The 16,308-nt window shown below is 66.9% G+C and carries 9 protein-coding genes and 1 pseudogene; 8 read left to right on the top strand and 2 right to left on the bottom strand.

What is annotated here, in order from left to right:
- On the top strand, positions 1-178 hold a 178-nt coding region (locus tag ADT71_RS10925), incomplete at its 5' end, for an SDR family oxidoreductase (RefSeq protein WP_156336561.1).
- A 48-nt stretch (positions 179-226) separates the two neighbouring features.
- Here ADT71_RS10925 and ADT71_RS10920 read toward each other — a convergent pair.
- A complete protein-coding gene (locus ADT71_RS10920; protein WP_054436779.1) occupies positions 227-1,285 on the bottom strand; it encodes a LacI family DNA-binding transcriptional regulator in 1,059 nt (352 codons plus the stop codon).
- A 109-nt stretch (positions 1,286-1,394) separates the two neighbouring features.
- On the bottom strand, positions 1,395-3,491 hold the full coding sequence (locus ADT71_RS10915) for an alpha-glucuronidase family glycosyl hydrolase (RefSeq protein ID WP_054436765.1): 2,097 nt from the start codon (positions 3,489-3,491) through the stop codon (positions 1,395-1,397).
- A 243-nt stretch (positions 3,492-3,734) separates the two neighbouring features.
- Between ADT71_RS10915 and ADT71_RS10910 the strand changes: the two genes are divergently transcribed.
- The 7 genes and pseudogenes from ADT71_RS10910 (at position 3,735) to ADT71_RS10880 (ending at position 16,269) form a co-directional block, all read left to right on the top strand.
- Entirely contained in the window at positions 3,735-6,116 is a 2,382-nt protein-coding gene (locus ADT71_RS10910; protein ID WP_054436763.1) for a glycoside hydrolase family 3 N-terminal domain-containing protein, read from the top strand.
- 11 nt (positions 6,117-6,127) lie between these two features.
- Positions 6,128-7,339: a D-mannonate dehydratase ManD gene (gene manD / locus ADT71_RS10905; protein ID WP_054436761.1), complete on the top strand. Its 1,212-nt coding sequence runs from the start codon at positions 6,128-6,130 to the stop codon at positions 7,337-7,339.
- A 26-nt stretch (positions 7,340-7,365) separates the two neighbouring features.
- Positions 7,366-8,655 (top strand): MFS transporter, encoded by a 1,290-nt coding sequence (locus ADT71_RS10900; RefSeq protein ID WP_054436759.1) that lies wholly within the window; start codon positions 7,366-7,368, stop codon positions 8,653-8,655.
- Positions 8,652-10,064 (top strand): glucuronate isomerase, encoded by a 1,413-nt coding sequence (uxaC, locus tag ADT71_RS10895; RefSeq protein WP_054436757.1) that lies wholly within the window; start codon positions 8,652-8,654, stop codon positions 10,062-10,064. Before ADT71_RS10900 ends, uxaC begins: the two co-directional genes overlap by 4 nt.
- On the top strand, positions 10,061-11,521 hold the full coding sequence (locus ADT71_RS10890) for a mannitol dehydrogenase family protein (protein ID WP_054436755.1): 1,461 nt from the start codon (positions 10,061-10,063) through the stop codon (positions 11,519-11,521). The genes uxaC and ADT71_RS10890 overlap by 4 nt, the downstream gene beginning before the upstream one ends.
- Entirely contained in the window at positions 11,518-13,197 is a 1,680-nt protein-coding gene (locus ADT71_RS10885) for a DUF5597 domain-containing protein (protein ID WP_054436753.1), read from the top strand. The genes ADT71_RS10890 and ADT71_RS10885 overlap by 4 nt, the downstream gene beginning before the upstream one ends.
- Positions 13,198-13,330: 133 nt before the next feature.
- Positions 13,331-16,269: pseudogene (locus ADT71_RS10880) on the top strand (TonB-dependent receptor).
- The last annotated feature ends 39 nt before the right edge of the window (positions 16,270-16,308 follow it).

Below are 16,308 nucleotides of genomic sequence, written 5' to 3'. Positions count from 1 at the left end.
CACCCCGCGCCAGAAACAGTGGTACACCCCCGAGGGCGAGGCCGAGATCATGGCCGCACAGTGCCTCAAGGCCCGCATCCAGCCCGCCGACGTCGCCGCCCTCTGCCTCTTCCTCGCCTCAGACGACGGCGCCATGTGCACCGGGCACGACTACTTCGTCGATGCAGGTTGGAGGTAAGCGGTATTCAGGAAGGATGCCGGGCTGTCCCGGCATCCTTCAGCACGTTCAGGCGCGCGGCGCTGCGTCGGAATCGCGGCGGATCAGCTTGAATTCCGCCACCACGTGCGGATGGTCGCCCGCAGCGGCGCCGCCATTGCGCGAACGGATCTCGCCGATCAGCAGACGCACCGCGCGGCGCGCCATTTCGGCGGTGGGCTGGCGGATCGTGGTCAGTTCGGGCCAGACCGAGACGGCCAGCGCGGTATCGTCGAAGCCGCAGACGGTCAGCGCGCCCGGCACGTCCAGCCCGCGCCGGTGCGCCACGGTGATCGCGGCGGCGGCCATGTCGTCGTTCGAGGCGAAGATCGCGGTCGGCGGCGCCTGCAGGTCGAGCAATTGCGCGGCAGCCTCCAGCCCCGAGCGATAGGTGAAGTAGCCCTGCGCCACCAGCGAGGGATCGAACGGCAGGCTGAGCGCGGAAAGCGCCTCGCGGTAGCCGTCGAGCCGCTCGGCGCTTGCGGTCTGGTTGGGATGGCCGGTGATGAAGCCGATCCGCCTATGCCCCAGCGCGGCGAGGTGGTGCGTCATCGTGAAGGCGGCTTCGCGGTCGTCGATGCTCACCGAGAGCGCCCATTCCGGCGCGCGGCCCGTGGCGACCGCCACTACCGGCACGTCGGCATGCCGGAGCGCCTCGAGCACGGCCGGGGAATCGCTGAGCGGCGGCGGCAGGATCACCCCGTCGATACGGGTGCGCAGCAGCTGCGCCACGGCCTTCGCCTCGGCGCCTTCCTCGTTGCAGGGCTTGACCAGAAGCTGGGCATTGGCCGTGCTGGTTTCCTCCAGCGCGCCGACGAGGAATTCGCTGAGATAGGCAAAGCTCGGGTTGGAATGGAGCAGGCCGATCCTGAGATCCTCTCCGCCCGCCAGCACGCGCGCGGCGGTGCTGGGGGCGTAGTTCAGTTCGGCGATGGCGGCCTCGACCTTGCGGCGGGTTTCCTCGCGGACGTTGGCGCCCTTGTTGATGACGCGGCTGACCGTCATCGGCGAAACCCCCGCGAGGCGGGCGACATCGTCGATCTTGGCGCTGGAGCGCTGCTTGCGCGGACCTCTGGTATTGGTGCTCATCTGGTTCCCTGGCGGAGCCCCGGCGCTCATGGAGAGCACCGGGGAATGTTCGCTAACACCACAAATCCGGGTGATAGCGCAACCATCGAACGGCGATCAGTGCGGATGGTCAGTGCGGGTGTCCGGGTGCGAGAGGGAAATCCTGCGCCTTGTACCAGGCCAGATCGTGCTCCGGCGCGGCCACGCCGGCGGGCAGGGGCAGGCCGTTGACCGACATCCAGTAGGCCAGGCTGGCATCGCGCCACCACTTGGCCTCGTTATGCTGGATCTGCAGATAACTGGCGGTTTTCTGCCAGCGTTCGGGGTCCACCTTGTCCTTCACGCCCTGCCAGTCCGCCTGCATCTGCGCGACCGTGGCCACGCCGCGATCGTAATGGCCGACCATCTCCTGCCAGAGCGTGCGGCCGGATTTCATCTTCCAGTCCCACGGCAGGTGGTGGAACCACAGCAGTTCGCTTTCCGGCGTGGTGCGCGGATCGGCGAGAAGTTTCGCCACGGCGGGTTCGTACTGGGCCACGGCATTGCTGCCGGTTCTCGTGCGGTCGAAGCCGATGCCGTTGCGGTCGGCCTTGTGATAATAGACCGGGTTCCACTCGGGCCGGGCAAGATCGCTGATCCATGGCCCCGGGCCATAGTGATGGCCCGTGCCCATGAGGTGGGCGAGGCCGAACGGCCCGGTATAGTCCACCACCGCCTCGCGCGAGGCCATCATCATCTTCACCGCCGTATCGACCACGCGCGGGTCGTTGCCGAAGGTCTGCTGCGCCCATTCGCGGGCGATGGCGTCGGCGGAAAGCGTCGGGTCCCAGGCGAGGCGGCCGAAGGCGTACCAGTTGGCTTGGTTGAACGTGGAGCCCGACCAGTCGCGGTCGCGCCCGACATTGGCAACCCCGGCAATGCCGCTGAGCTTGTGGCCGTAGAGCGAACCGTCCACCACCTTGGCCACGGTCGATCCCTTGCCCCTGGCGCGAGTGTCTGCCTCCAGTACTTCCTCGAACATCGTTCCAAGGTAGGCGAGGTGCGTGGCGAAGCCGAGGTATTCCTTGGTGATCTGGAGTTCCAGCATCATCGGCGTCTTCGGCATGGCGCCGAACAGCGGATGGAACGGTTCGCGCGGCTGGAAGTCGATGGCGCCATTCTTGACCTGCACCAGCACGTTGTCGGCGAACTTGCCGTCCAGCGGCTTGAACTCGGTATAGGCCTGCTTGGCGCGGTCGTCCGGGTCGGTCTCGGCATAGACGAAGGCGCGCCACATCACGATGCCGCCGTGCGGCGCGACGGCGGCGGCCAGCATGTTGGCGCCTTCCGCATGGCTGCGGTGATAGTCGCGCGGGCCGGGCTGGCCTTCGCTGTTGGCCTTGACGAGGAAGCCGCCGAAATCGGGGATCGCGGCGTAGATCTCGTCGGACTTCGCCTTCCACCAGGCCGCTACCTCGGGATCGAGGGGATCGGCGCTCTTGAGATGGCCGATCTCGATCGGTGCGGAGAAGCGCGCCGAAAGGTAGACCTTGATGCCCCAGGGGCGGAACACTTCGGCCAGCGCCCGGGCCTTGGCGATATAAGGCGCGGTCAGGCTCTCGGGCTTGGCGTTGACGTTGTTGAGCACGATGCCGTTGATGCCCAGCGCGGCATTGGCGCGGGCATAGTCGGTGTAGCGGGGGTCCTTGAAGTCCGGCAGGGTCCACCAGTCCCACAGCGATTGCCCGGCGTAGCCGCGCTCCACCGAACCATCGAGGTTGTCCCAGTGGTTGAGCACGCGCAGGCCGATCTTCGGGGCGGAGCGGAGATCGATTCCGGCAAGGTCGGCGCCGGTCTTCTGCGCGCGGATCAGCGCGAAGGCACCGTAGAGCACGGCGCGGTCGGTCTTGCCGGTGACGAGCAGCACCTTGCGGCCATCGAGCGTGCCGGCGCGCACCAGATAGCCTTCCTCGCCCAGCGATGCCGCGGGCAGGCGCAGCGCGGCAAGGGCTGGATCGTCGGCCTTGCCGAGCACCACGGGAAGCGGCGACGCGGCAAGGTCGCGGCGCAGTTCGCCGGCGGCGCGGTCCAGCGTTTCGGACTGGCCGATCACGCGGATTTCGGTGGTGGCGGGGGCGCTTGCAGGCGCGAGCCAGAGGTCGTAGCCATCGTTTGCAAGGGCAGGCGCGCTCGCGAAGCCAAGGGCCGTCACGCATACGCCGATCGTCAGAAGCCGCTTCTTCATCATCCTCCCCTGTGTCCCAGATCGTGGCCCGGTGGCCGAAATTTAATTAGCGCGGCGATGCCATTGACAAGCTTGTTCGTTGTCGCGCATGATAGCGCTACCACATAAAGTTCCGGGCAGGCAACACACTTTGCCGCCCGATTGGGAAATGGGCCGAAAGGGTCCGGGGATGCAGGGGAGGAAGATGATTTTTCCGGTTTGTCTGACGCTTGCGGGATCGCGCCTTTCGTCCGTGGCGGTGTGCGCATGATCGCCGCTCCCGTGAAACGCCGCGAACTGCTGCGCTGGGGCGCGGGCGCCTCGATGCTGGCTTTCCTTCCGGTTTCCGCGCGCGCCGCCGCGCCGCTCTACAAGGACCCCAAGGTTCCCGTAGACCTGCGCGTGAAGGACCTGATGGCCCGCATGACGCTGGACGAGAAGGTGGCCCAGCTCGTCACGCTTTCCACCCGCAAGCGCGAGATCATGGACGAATCGCGCGCTTTCGATCCGGTTCGCGCCAGCAAGGCCCATCCCGACGGCATCGGCCAGATCGCCCGCCCGTCCGACCGGGGCGGCGCGGCCACGGCCAACAATACCGGCACCGAAGTGACCGGGCGCTGGCGCAAGCCTGCCGATACCATCGCCTTTGTCAACGCCGCCCAGAAATGGGCGCGAGAGCAGACCCGGCTCGGCATTCCGGTGCTGTTCCATGAGGAATCGCTCCACGGCTACATGGCGCCCGAAGCGACCAGTTTCCCGCAGGCCATCGCCATGGCGGGCAGCTTCGACACCGATCTGGTGGAACGCGTGCAGTCGGTGATCGGCCGCGAAGTGCGCGCCCACGGTTCCACCCTGGCGCTTTCGCCGGTGGTGGACATCGCCCGCGACCCGCGCTGGGGCCGGATCGAGGAAACCTTCGGCGAAGACCCCTATCTTTGCGGAGAAATGGGCGTTGCCGCCGTGCGCGGCCTGCAGGGGCCGGGCAAGGAACTGGGCGAGGGCAAGGTCTTCGCCACGCTCAAGCACATGACCGGCCACGGCCAGCCCGAAGCGGGCAACAATGTCGCCCCGGCCCCGCTCGGCAAGCGCGAGCTTTACGATTCGTTCTTCCCGCCGTTCCGCGAAGTGGTGCGCCGCACCGGCATCGCCGCCGTCATGCCGTCGTACAACGAGATCGACGGCATCCCCAGCCACGCCAATCGCTGGCTGCTGGAAGACGTGCTGCGCGGCGAATGGGGCTTCGACGGCGCCGTGGTCAGCGACTATGCGGCGATCGGCGAACTCGCCTCGTTCCACCACCTCGCCAGCGATATCGAGGGCGCGGCGCGCCTTGCCCTCCATGCGGGCGTCGATTGCGACCTGCCGGACGGCGAGGCCTATCGCACGCTGGCCGATCAGGTGCGCAAGGGTCTGGTGCCGCTTGCCGCCGTCGATGCCGCCTGCCGCCACATGCTGACGCTGAAGTTCCGCGGCGGCATGTTCGAGGCGGGGCCGGTCGATCCCAAGGCTTCCGCGAAACTCACCGCCAATCCCGAAGCCCGCGCGCTGGCACTGGAAGCGGCGCGCAAGTCGATCTGCCTGCTCAGGAATACCGGCGTCCTGCCGCTGACGGCGGGCGCGCAGAAGCGCATCGCGGTGATCGGGCCGAACGCCAATGTCACCCGCCTTGGCGGCTATTCGTCAGAACCGCGTTCGAGCGTGAACCTTGTCGAAGGCATCAAGGCACGCGTCGCGGGCAAGGCCGAAGTCGTCTTCGCGCAGGGCGTGTTCATTACGCAGAGCGAGGATCGTTCGGCCAACGAAGTGCTGCTGGCGGACCCGGCAAAGAACCGCGCGCTGATCGCCGAGGCCGCGGAAGTGGCCAAGAGCTGCGACGTGGTGGTGCTGGCCATTGGCGATACCGAACAGACCAGCCGCGAAGGCTATGCCAGGAACCACCTCGGCGACCGCACCGAGCTTGACCTCGTGGGCGAGCAGAACGACCTGTTCCGCGCGCTCAAGGCCACCGGCAAGCCGGTGATCGTCGTCGCGCTCAACGGCCGCCCGCCTTCCTGGCCCACCGTGGCCGAGCAGGCCGATGCGATCCTCGAATGCTGGTATCTCGGGCAGGAAGGCGGCACCGCCATGGCTGAGGCATTGTTCGGAGACGTCAATCCCGGCGCCAAGCTGCCGGTCACCGTGGTCAGGGACGTGGGGCAGGTGCCCTTCTTCTACAACCACAAGCCGTCCGCCAAGCGCGGCTATCTCTTCACCGAGACCGCGCCGCTCTATCCCTTCGGTTTCGGGCTCAGCTACACCACGTTCAGCGTGGGCGCGCCCAGCCTTTCGGCACCGCGCATCGGCACGGCGGGCAATGTCACCGTTTCTGTCGACGTGACCAACACCGGCCAGCGCGCGGGCGACGAAGTGGTGCAGCTCTATGTCCACGACCAGGCCGCCAGCGTCACCCGCCCGGTCATGGAACTGCGCGGTTTCCGCCGTGTCACGCTGAAGCCCGGCGAAACGCGCCGGATCGAATTCACCCTCGGCCCCGACGATTTCAGCCTCTGGAACGAGGCCATGCGCGAAGTCGTCGAACCGGGCCTGTTCGATATCATGGTCGGCGCCAGCAGCGCCGATCTCAAGACCACAACCCTCGAAATCGCCTGAGGATTCCCGCAATGCCCAAGATCGTCGATGCCAAAGTCATCATCACCTGTCCGGGACGCAACTTCGTCACGCTCAAGATCACCTGTGACGACGGCACCACCGGCGTCGGTGACGCCACGCTCAACGGCCGGGAGCTGTCGGTCGCCAGCTACCTGACCGACCATGTGATCCCCTGCCTGATCGGCCGCGACGCGCACCGCATCGAGGACGTCTGGCAGTACCTTTACAAGGGTGCCTACTGGCGCCGCGGCCCGGTGACGATGACCGCCATCGCCGCCGTCGACATGGCGCTGTGGGATATCAAGGGCAAGATCGCGGGCCTTCCGGTCTACCAGCTGCTCGGCGGCGCGAGCCGCGAAGGCGTGATGGTCTACGGTCACGCCAACGGCACGACGATCGAGGACACCATCGAGGTCGCGCTCGATTACCAGAAGCAGGGCTACAAGGCGATCCGCCTCCAGTGCGGCGTGCCCGGCATGGCCTCGACCTACGGCGTCTCCAAGGACAAGTACTTCTACGAGCCCGCCGACGCCGACCTGCCGACCGAAAACGTCTGGAACACCGCGAAGTACCTGCGCGTCGTGCCCGAACTGTTCAAGGCCGCGCGCGAGGCGCTGGGCTGGGACGTGCACCTGCTGCACGATATCCACCACCGCCTCACCCCGATCGAGGCGGGCCGTCTGGGCAAGGACCTGGAGCCCTATCGCCCGTTCTGGCTGGAAGACGCGACCCCTGCCGAAAACCAGGAAGCGTTCAAGCTGATCCGCCAGCACACCACCGCGCCGCTGGCCGTGGGCGAGATCTTCAACTCGATCTGGGACTGCAAGGACCTGATCCAGAACCAGCTGATCGACTATATCCGCGCCACCGTGGTTCACGCAGGCGGCATTACCCATCTGCGCCGCATCGCCGCGCTGGCCGATCTCTACCAGATCCGCACCGGCTGCCACGGCGCCACCGACCTGTCGCCGGTCTGCATGGCCGCTGCCCTGCACTTCGACCTTTCGGTGCCGAACTTCGGCGTGCAGGAATACATGCGCCACACGCCGGAAACGGACGCGGTCTTCCCCCATGCCTATACCTTCGAGAACGGCATGATGCACCCGGGCGAAGCGCCGGGGCTGGGCGTGGACATCGATGAGGAACTGGCCGCCGGCTACGAATACAGCCGCGCCTTCCTGCCGGTGAACCGCCTCGAAGACGGCACGATGTACAACTGGTGAGCGTGGTGAACGGCGTGACGCCATCCATGGAAACCGCGACCGGGCCGGGGAAACCCTCGGGCCGGATCCGCTGGATCGTCTGCGCGCTGCTCTTTGCGGCGGTGGTCCTGAGCTATGTGGACCGGCTGGTCCTGCCCACGCTCAAGCCGGAACTGCAGGCGCGCTACGGCTGGAGCGAGAGCGGCTATGCCGATCTCGCGATCTGGTTCCAGGCGGGCTACGGCATTGCCTATGTCGTGTTCGGCCGCCTGATCGACCGGCTCGGCGCCCGCGCTGGCTATGCGCTGGCGGTGACGCTCTGGACCGTGGGCCACATGGCGCATGCGCTGTTCACTTCCACCAGCGGCATGCTGATCGCCCGCATTCCGCTGGCCATCGGCGAGGCGGGGACGTTCCCCGCCGCCATCGCCGCCACCAACGAATGGTTCCCCAAGCGCGAGCGCGCCTTCGCCATCGGCATCTTCAACGCCGGCTCCAACGTCGGCGCGATCCTGACGCCGCTGGTGGTGCCGGTGATCGCGCTGACGCTGGGCTGGCGCTGGGCCTTCATCCTCACCGGCCTGCTCACGGTGCTGTGGCTGGCGGCATGGCTGGGCTTCTACCGCCGCCCGCGCGACAAGAAGAACCTCAGCGCTGAGGAACTGGCCTGGATCGAGGCCGATCCGGTGGAAAAGCCCCGCCCGGTCAAGTGGCGCGCGCTGTTCGGCTATCGCCAGACCTGGGCCTATATGCTGGGCCGCTTCCTGATCGACCCGGTATGGTGGACCTTCCTGTTCTGGCTGCCGGACTTCTTCAACAAGCAGTTCGGCGTGAAGATGCTGGATTTCGGCCCGCCGCTGATCGCGGTCTATATCCTGGCCGACGTCGGCTCGGTGCTGGGCGGCTGGGCTTCCTCGCGCTTCATCGGCCGGGGCTGGAGCGTCAACCGCTCGCGCAAGACCGCCATGTTCTTCGCCGCGCTTTGCGCCGTGCCGATCGCCATGGCCCCGAACGCGCCGGGGCTGTGGACGGCGGTGGCGCTGGTGGGCCTTGCTTGCGCCGGCCATCAGGGCTTCTCGGCCAATCTCTACGCTCTGCCGGGTGACACGATGCCGCGCTGGATGACCGGATCGGTCGTCGGTCTCGGCGGCCTTTCGGGCGCGGTGGGCGGCATGCTCATGGCCAAGTTCGCCGGAGCCATCCTCGAAAGCGTGGGCAGCTACGAGCCGATCTTCGTGGTCGCCTCCTGCGCCTATCTCGTGGCGCTTGCCGTCATTCACCTGATCCTTCCCCGCTACCAGGTCGCCGATCCCGACGGCGAGAAAGCTACAGCATGACGCGTCCTCTCGTTCTCCATCCCGACCGCCTGTTCCCGGCCGACCCCGGCACCCGCGCCATCGCGCGCGCGCTTTACGAGGGCGTGAAGGACCTGCCGATCGTCAGCCCGCACGGACATACCGATCCGGCATGGTTCGCTTATGACGAGCCGTTCACGGACCCGGCCTCGCTGCTGATCGTGCCGGACCACTATGTGTTCCGCATGCTCTATTCGCAGGGCGTCGCGCTGGAATCGCTGGGCGTGCCCAGTGTAGACGGCAGCCCGGTGGAGCAGGACCCGCGCAAGATCTGGAGCATCTTCGCGAAGCACTACCACCTGTTCCGGGGCACGCCTTCGCGCATGTGGCTGGACTGGGTCTTTGCCGAAGTCTTCGGGCTGGACGTGCTGCTGGATGAGACGACGGCGGAGCACTATTACGAAGTGATCGACGCCGCGCTGAAGACCGAGGCGTTTCGCCCCCGCGCGCTGTTCGAAAAGTTCAACATCGAACTGATCGCCACCACCGAAGGTCCGCTGGACCCGCTGGCCCATCACCGCGCGATCCGGGAAAGCGGCTGGAACGGCCGCGTCGTCACCGCCTATCGTCCCGATCCGGTGGTCGATCCCGAAACGCCGGGCTTCGCCGAAAAGGTCGCGAAGTTCGGCGAGATGGCGGGTGAGGACGTCTCGACTTACGCGGGCTATCTTGCCGCGCACCGCTTCCACCGCGCCCGCTTCCGCGAGGCGGGGGCCACCTCGACCGATCACGGCCACCCCAGCGCCCTGACCGCCGACCTTTCGCCCGAAGACTGCGAGGCGCTCTACCAGCGCGTGCTGGCAGGGGCGAGCAAGCAGGATGCCGAACTGTTCCGCGCCCAGATCCTCACCGAAATGGCGGGGATGAGCGTGGAGGACGGCATGGTCATGCAGCTTCACCCCGCCGTCCATCGCAGCCACAACAAGGCCGTGCTCGACCGTTTCGGGCGGGACAAGGGTGGCGACATTCCCATGCCGGGCGAATTCGTGGAGGCGCTCAAGCCCCTGCTCGACCGTTATGGCAACGATCCGCGCCTGACCCTGATCCTCTTCACGCTCGATGAGGACGTCTATTCGCGCGAACTGGCGCCGCTGGCCGGGCACTATCCCTCGCTGCGGCTTGGCCCGCCGTGGTGGTTCCACGATTCCCCCGAAGGCATGCGCCGTTTCCGCGAACGTGCGACCGAAACCGGCGGCTTCTACAACACCGTCGGCTTCAATGACGATACCCGCGCCTTCCTCTCGATCCCGGCCCGGCACGACGTGGCCCGGCGGATGGACTGTGCCTGGCTGGCGCAGCTGGTCGCCGAACATCGCCTGCCCGAGGACGAGGCCCACGAAGTGGCGCGCGCGCTCGCCTACGATCTCGTCAAGGCGGCGTACAAGCTGTGAGGCTGTGCGCTGAAACGCTCGGCCAGGTTCCGGCCTCCGTCGCGCGCCCAGCCTATGACCGCGCGGCGGTTTCGGCGGGGGTCGTCCACCTCGGCATCGGTGCCTTCCACCGCGCGCATCAGGCCGCCGTGTTCGAGGCGGCGCTCGCCTCGGGCGATCTGCGCTGGGGCGTGATCGGCGTGTCGCTGCGCTCGGCCTCGGTGCGGGAGCAGATGGCGCCGCAGGACGGGCTCTACACCCTGCTCGTGCGCGAGGGAGAGGTGCAGACCCCGCAGATCATGGGCGCGGTGCAGCGCGTGCTGGTCGCGCCGGAAGACCCGGAGGCGGTGGTGGCCGCGCTGGCTTCGCCCGATACGCATCTCGTCACCCTGACGGTGACCGAGAAGGGCTATTGCCTCAACCGCAAGACCGGCAAGCTCATGGCCGAAGACGCGGATGTTGCCGCCGATCTCGCCGGGCTGGAGCGTCCGCGCACGGCGGCGGGCTTCCTTGTCGCGGCGCTGGCGCGGCGGCGCGCGCAGGGGCTGGCCCCGCTCTCGATCCTCTCTTGCGACAACCTGCCCCACAACGGCGCGCTGCTGCAAGGCGCCGTGCTTGCCATGGCAGAGGCGCACGATCCGGCGCTCGCCGCGTGGATTTCGGAAAGCTGCAGCTTCCCCGCCACCATGGTGGACCGCATCGTGCCTGCCACCACGGACGAGGACATTGCCGGTCTCGCCGCGCTGATCGGGGTGGAAGACCGCGCCATGGTCAAGGCTGAACCCTTCCTGCAATGGGTGATCGAGGACAGCTTCGCGGGCGAGCGGCCGGACTTCGCCGCGCTCGGCGTGCAGCTTACCGATGCCGTCGCCTCGTGGGAGGAAGCCAAGCTGCGCCTGCTCAACGGCGCGCATTCGGCCATCGCCTATCTCGGCGGGCTTGCCGGTGACCGGTTCGTGCATGAATTCGTCGGCAGCGCGGCGGGCCTGCTCTTCGTGGAGCGGCTGTGGGACGAAGTCACGCCCACGCTCGATCCGCCGGCCGGGCTCGATGTGATCGCCTACCGCAAGGAACTGATGGCGCGCTTTGCCAACAGCGCGCTCCAGCACCGCACCCGGCAGATCGGCATGGACGGTTCGCAGAAGCTGCCGCAACGCCTGCTCGCGCCGCTGGGCGCGGTGGGGGAACGGGGCGGTTCCTTCGCCGCCATCGCGCTGGCCATTGCGGCCTGGGTGCGCTGGCAGGCAGGCACAACCGACGCGGGCGAAAGCTTCGCCATCGACGATCCCGCCGCGCAGGCCCTTGCCGATGCCCTGCGCGATGCAGCCACTCCGCGCGCGCGCGCGGCGGCCGCGCTTGCCGTGCTCGGCCCCATCCCCGATGAGGCCGCGCTCGACGCCGTGGCCGCGCATCTGGGCCATCTCGAAACATCCGGCGCCCGCGCCGTGCTTACCGCATTCCTCGGAGAGAACGCATGACCTTGCGCACTGCCTTCATGGCGGTCTCGGCCCTCACCGCGAGCCTTTGCCTCACCGCGCCCGCTTTCGCCGATGCCCCGCGCCTGGAGGCGAAGGGCGATACGCAGCAGCTTATCGTCAATGGCAAGCCGATGCTGATGATCGCGGGCGAACTCAGCAATTCCGCCTCTTCCAGCGCGGCCTACATGGAACCGCACTGGAAGCGCCTGAAGGACATGAACCTCAACACCGTGCTGACGCCGGTGTCGTGGGAACTGATCGAACCTGTGGAAGGCACGTTCGACTGGTCCTCGGTCGATTTCCAGATCAAGGCGGCGCGGGCGAACAACCTCAAGCTGGTGATCCTGTGGTTCGGCGCGTGGAAGAACTCCATGTCCACCTATGTCCCGGCGTGGGTGAAGCGCGACCAGCAGCGCTTCCCGCGCGCAGAACTTCCCAACGGGCAGGGGGTGGAGATCCTCTCGACCTTCGGCGCCGAGACGCTCAAGGCGGACGAACGCGCCTATGCCGCGCTCATGGCGCATCTCAAGGCGGTGGATGCGAAGGACAACACCGTCGTCATGGTGCAGGTAGAGAACGAGATCGGCATGCTGCCGGTCGCGCGGGACTACAGCGCCGCCGCCAATGCCGCCTACCGCGAGCCGGTTCCGGCCGAGCTGGTGAACTATCTCGTCGCGCACAAGGACACGCTCGTCCCGGGCATGCGCCAGATGTGGCTCGATCGCGGCGCGCGCACCAGCGGTTCGTGGGACGACCTGTTCGGCGGCGGCGACGGTGCGGCGGAAGTCTTCGCGGCATGGCACTACGCCCGCTTCGCCGACCGCCTCGCGGAGGCGGGCAAGGCAGCCTATCCGATCCCGATGTACGTCAATGTCGCGCTCAACCGTCCGGGCCGCATCCCCGGCGAGTATCCCAGCGGCGGCCCGCTGCCGCACCTGCTCGACGTCTGGAAGGCCGGCGGCCCGCACCTCGATTTCCTGGCGCCCGACATCTATTTCCCGAACTTCGTGGACATCGTGAACCGCTACAAGCGGCCGGACAACGTGCTGTTCATTCCCGAGGCGCACAATTCCAGCAATCCGGTGGCCCCGGCGAACGCGTTCTATGCCATCGGCCAGCTCGACGCGATCGGCTTCGGCCCGTTCTCGATCGATTCGGTGGACGAGAATCCGGGGCCGCTCAAGGACGCCTACGGTGTGCTCCAGCAGCTTCAGCCCTATATCCTCGAAGCGCAGGGCACCGACCGCATGGCCGGTTTCAAGCCGCGCCAGCTCTATGACGAGACGCTGGTCTACGAGCCGGAAACCCGCGATATCGGCTCCTATCGCTTCACCATCGCCTATGCCGATATCCAGAAGCCGGTGGCGAACCCCGGCGCCGATGCCACGCAGCCCGGCACGACCGCGGCGATCGCCGCCGCCGGCGGGATGATCGTTCAGATCGGCCCGGAGGAGTACCTGATCGCCGGTCAGGGCATTACCGTGACGTTCAAGCCCAGGGCCGATGCCGCCGCGCTTGCCGGAATCGATTCGGCGTTCGAGGGCAAATTCGACGCCTCGGGCAAGTGGGTGCCGCTTCGCCTGCTGAACGGAGACCAGACGCATCAGGGCCGCCATATCCGCCTGGAAGCCGGAAAATGGCAGATTCAGCGCGTAAAGCTCTACACCTACAGATAAAAGATACCGCTAACATAACTGTTGACGCGCTCCGGCGCGGGCATATGTAAGTATCAATGATAGCGCTACCAGCAGTGGCGCAACCCGCGATCCGCCACGAGGCGGACGCTTGTTACATGGGAGGGGATATCCAATGCGATCCAACCTGATTTCCGTTCGTGCCGTTCTTCTGAGTGCCGCTGCGCTCCAGGGCTTCGTCGTTCCGTCCGCCTATGCGCAGGACACGGCCGCCGCCCCGGCGGCGACCACCGCAACCGATCCGGCCGCCCCCGCGCCCGCACCGCAGGACGAGCCGACGACCGAGGACATCATCGTCACCGGCATCCGCGCCTCGCTGGCCAGCGCCACCAATGCCAAGCGGGAAGCCGTGACCTTCGGCGATTCCATCTTCGCCGAGGACATCGGCAAGCTGCCCGCCACCAACCTTGCCGAAACGCTGAACCGCATGCCCGGCGTGCGCCTCAACCGCGATATCAACGGCGAAGGCACGCAGTTGCCATTCGCGGTCTCGGCCCGAGCTTCACCCGCGTCCTGCTGAACGGTTCGCAGCTCCAGGTGGCGTCGGACGGCGGCACCAACGGCGGCAGCGCCAACCGTGAAGTCGACCTCGACTTCTTCCCCTCGGAACTCTTCACCCGCCTCGACCTTGCCAAGAGCCCGACGCCCTCGACCCTCGAAGGCGGCATCGCCGGCACCGTCAACCTGCGCAACGCCCGTCCCTTCGACAAGGAAGGCACCCACATCACCGCCGTGGCGCAGGGCCAGTACACCGACAGCAACGGCAAGATCAGCCCGCGCGGCGCGCTCGTCGCCAGCCACACCACGGATACCTTCGGCATCCTCGTCGGCGTGGCCGGCGTGAAGACCAAGACCCGGGTCGACGGTTTCGAGACCGTGGGCTGGGGCGACGGCAACCTTTCCTGCGGCACGGGCTGCACCGATGCCGGCAACAACAACTGGAACTGGGCCTCGGTCGTCCCGGCCAATGCCGGTCACGGCCTCGTCGCCGGCCAGCCGGTCGATGTCGTCGAGACTTCGGGCCTCACCGCCAGCCAGCTCAGCACCGCGCTGCTGCCGCGCCTTGGCCGCAACAGCCTGACCACCGGCAACCGCTCGCGCATCTCGGCGCTGGCCTCGCTCGAATGGCGCCCCAGCGACGAGCTGCACTTCGCGCTCGACGGCATCTGGGCCAGGTCCAAGCGTGACTACACCAAGGTCAACATGAACTGGCAGGTCCGCAACTCGGGCCCGGGCACCGGCGCGCAGGCGACCGGCGGCATGATCCCGATCGACCTTACGGTGGACGAAAACAACGTCGTCACCAGCGGCACTTTCGCGAACTCGTCGTTCTTCCTCGAAGCCAGCCTGTTCAAGCAGACCACCAAGTTCTGGAACATCAACCCGAGCGTGACCTGGCAGCCTTCCGACACCGTGAAGGTGGAGGCGAGCGCCAACTGGTCGAAGAGCTCGTTCTTCCGCGAACAGCCGACCTTCGCCTTCCAGACCGCGCCGAATTCGGGCGTGGACGTCTACTATGACAACACCGGCGCCTCGAACCGCCCGCTCATCACCACCAATGTCGATCTCAACGACCCGAACCTCGGCTGGCAGTGGTATCGCCAGAACATCCAGCTCGTGCGTCGCAGCACCGACACCAAGGGCGCGCACCTCGACACCACGATCGGCGACGATCAGTTCAGCGTGAAGTTCGGCGGCGCCTATGACCGCGCCGAGCGTTCGATCCGCGCTTACGACAACAGCAGCGCCTACCAGCTTTCGGTCTGCGGCACGGGCTGCACCGGCGCCACCGGCTCAGTTCCCACCTCGTCGATCGCGCAGTACCTGAAGCAGTTCCCGGTCAGCAACTTCGGCCACCTCGCCAGCGGCAGCGTAGGCTACAACGCCTTCGTCGTGCCGGACTTCGACGCCCTGAAGGCCGCCACCAACTATGCCAGCTACCGCGACAGCGCGCCCGAGGCACGCGGCGCGGTGACCGGCGGCGCGACCGGCGACATGGACGAGGAAGTGTTCGGCGCCTACTTCGAGCTGAACGGCGTGACCCAGCTGTTCGGCCGCGACCTGCACGCCAATGCGGGCATGCGCTATGCCCACACCCGCCAGGTCGTCGTCGGGCCGAGCCAGGTCGGCACCACCATCGTCGATATCACGGCGAAGTCGAACTACGACAACTTCCTGCCCTCGATCAACCTGACCTACGACCTGATGGACAACGTCAAGCTGCGCGCGTCCGCCTCGCGCACCATGACCCGTCCGGACGCGGGCCAGATCCTGCCGGGCATCACCTTCTCCGACCCTTCGGCGCTGGTGGCGACCGCGGGCAACCCGGACCTGACGCCCTACACCTCGGACAACTACGATCTCGGCGGTGAAATCTATACCGGCGGCATCGGTTATGTCGGTCTTTCGGCCTTCATGAAGAACATCAAGGGCTTCACCGAGACGCAGGTGACGAGCGCCACCTTCGGTTCGCTCAACATTCCGTTCGACAGCCTGCTGTCCACCCAGCAGGATGCGCTGCGCAACCGCGCCGCCGCCTCGGGCGTGGCGATCAACAACCTGCCGATCACCGTGAACCGTCCGGTCAACCTGTCGGACCTGCGGATCAAGGGCATCGAGGCGACCTGGGTGCAGCCGCTGGATTTCCTGTTCCAGGGCCTGGGCTTCTCGGCCAACGGCACCTACCTCGACCAGTCCTCCTCCTCGGGCCTCGTCGCCACCGGCGTTTCGAAGTATTCGTACAACCTCCAGGGCTTCTACGAGAACCACGGCCTGTCGGTCAGCCTGAACTACGTCTGGAACGACAAGTCGATCGCCGTGAACGGCCCGCAGAACAACATCCAGGGCGCGGCGCTGCGTTCGGATGCGCGCGGCCAGCTCGACCTTTCGGCCGGCTATCAGCTGCCCTTCCTGAACGATGCCATGCGCCTGACGCTCGACGTGCTGAACATCACCAACGAGCCGATCCGCACGACCTTCGAATACACGAACGCGGCCTATTCGGTCTACTATCCGGGCCGTCAGGTCCTGGTGGGTATCCGCGCCAACTTCTGATTGTTCTTGCAGGGAACTCCTCCTCCCTGAAAACTGCGA

This window comes from Novosphingobium sp. ST904 (assembly GCF_001298105.1).
Lineage (GTDB): Bacteria > Pseudomonadota > Alphaproteobacteria > Sphingomonadales > Sphingomonadaceae > Novosphingobium.
The sequence above is the reverse complement of the archived record's forward strand: the minus strand, read 5'-3'. Positions and strand labels throughout refer to the sequence as shown.

Bases quoted from the DNA above. Each gene is read 5' to 3' on its own strand.
- uxaC (WP_054436757.1), top strand. From the start codon at position 8,652: ATGACGCGTCCTCTCGTTCTCCATCCCGACCGCCTGTTCCCGGCCGAC.
- manD (WP_054436761.1), top strand. From the start codon at position 6,128: ATGCCCAAGATCGTCGATGCCAAAGTCATCATCACCTGTCCGGGACGC.
- ADT71_RS10915 (WP_054436765.1), bottom strand. From the start codon at position 3,491: ATGATGAAGAAGCGGCTTCTGACGATCGGCGTATGCGTGACGGCCCTT.
- ADT71_RS10900 (WP_054436759.1), top strand. From the start codon at position 7,366: ATGGAAACCGCGACCGGGCCGGGGAAACCCTCGGGCCGGATCCGCTGG.
- ADT71_RS10920 (WP_054436779.1), bottom strand. From the start codon at position 1,285: ATGAGCACCAATACCAGAGGTCCGCGCAAGCAGCGCTCCAGCGCCAAG.
- ADT71_RS10910 (WP_054436763.1), top strand. From the start codon at position 3,735: ATGATCGCCGCTCCCGTGAAACGCCGCGAACTGCTGCGCTGGGGCGCG.
- ADT71_RS10885 (WP_054436753.1), top strand. From the start codon at position 11,518: ATGACCTTGCGCACTGCCTTCATGGCGGTCTCGGCCCTCACCGCGAGC.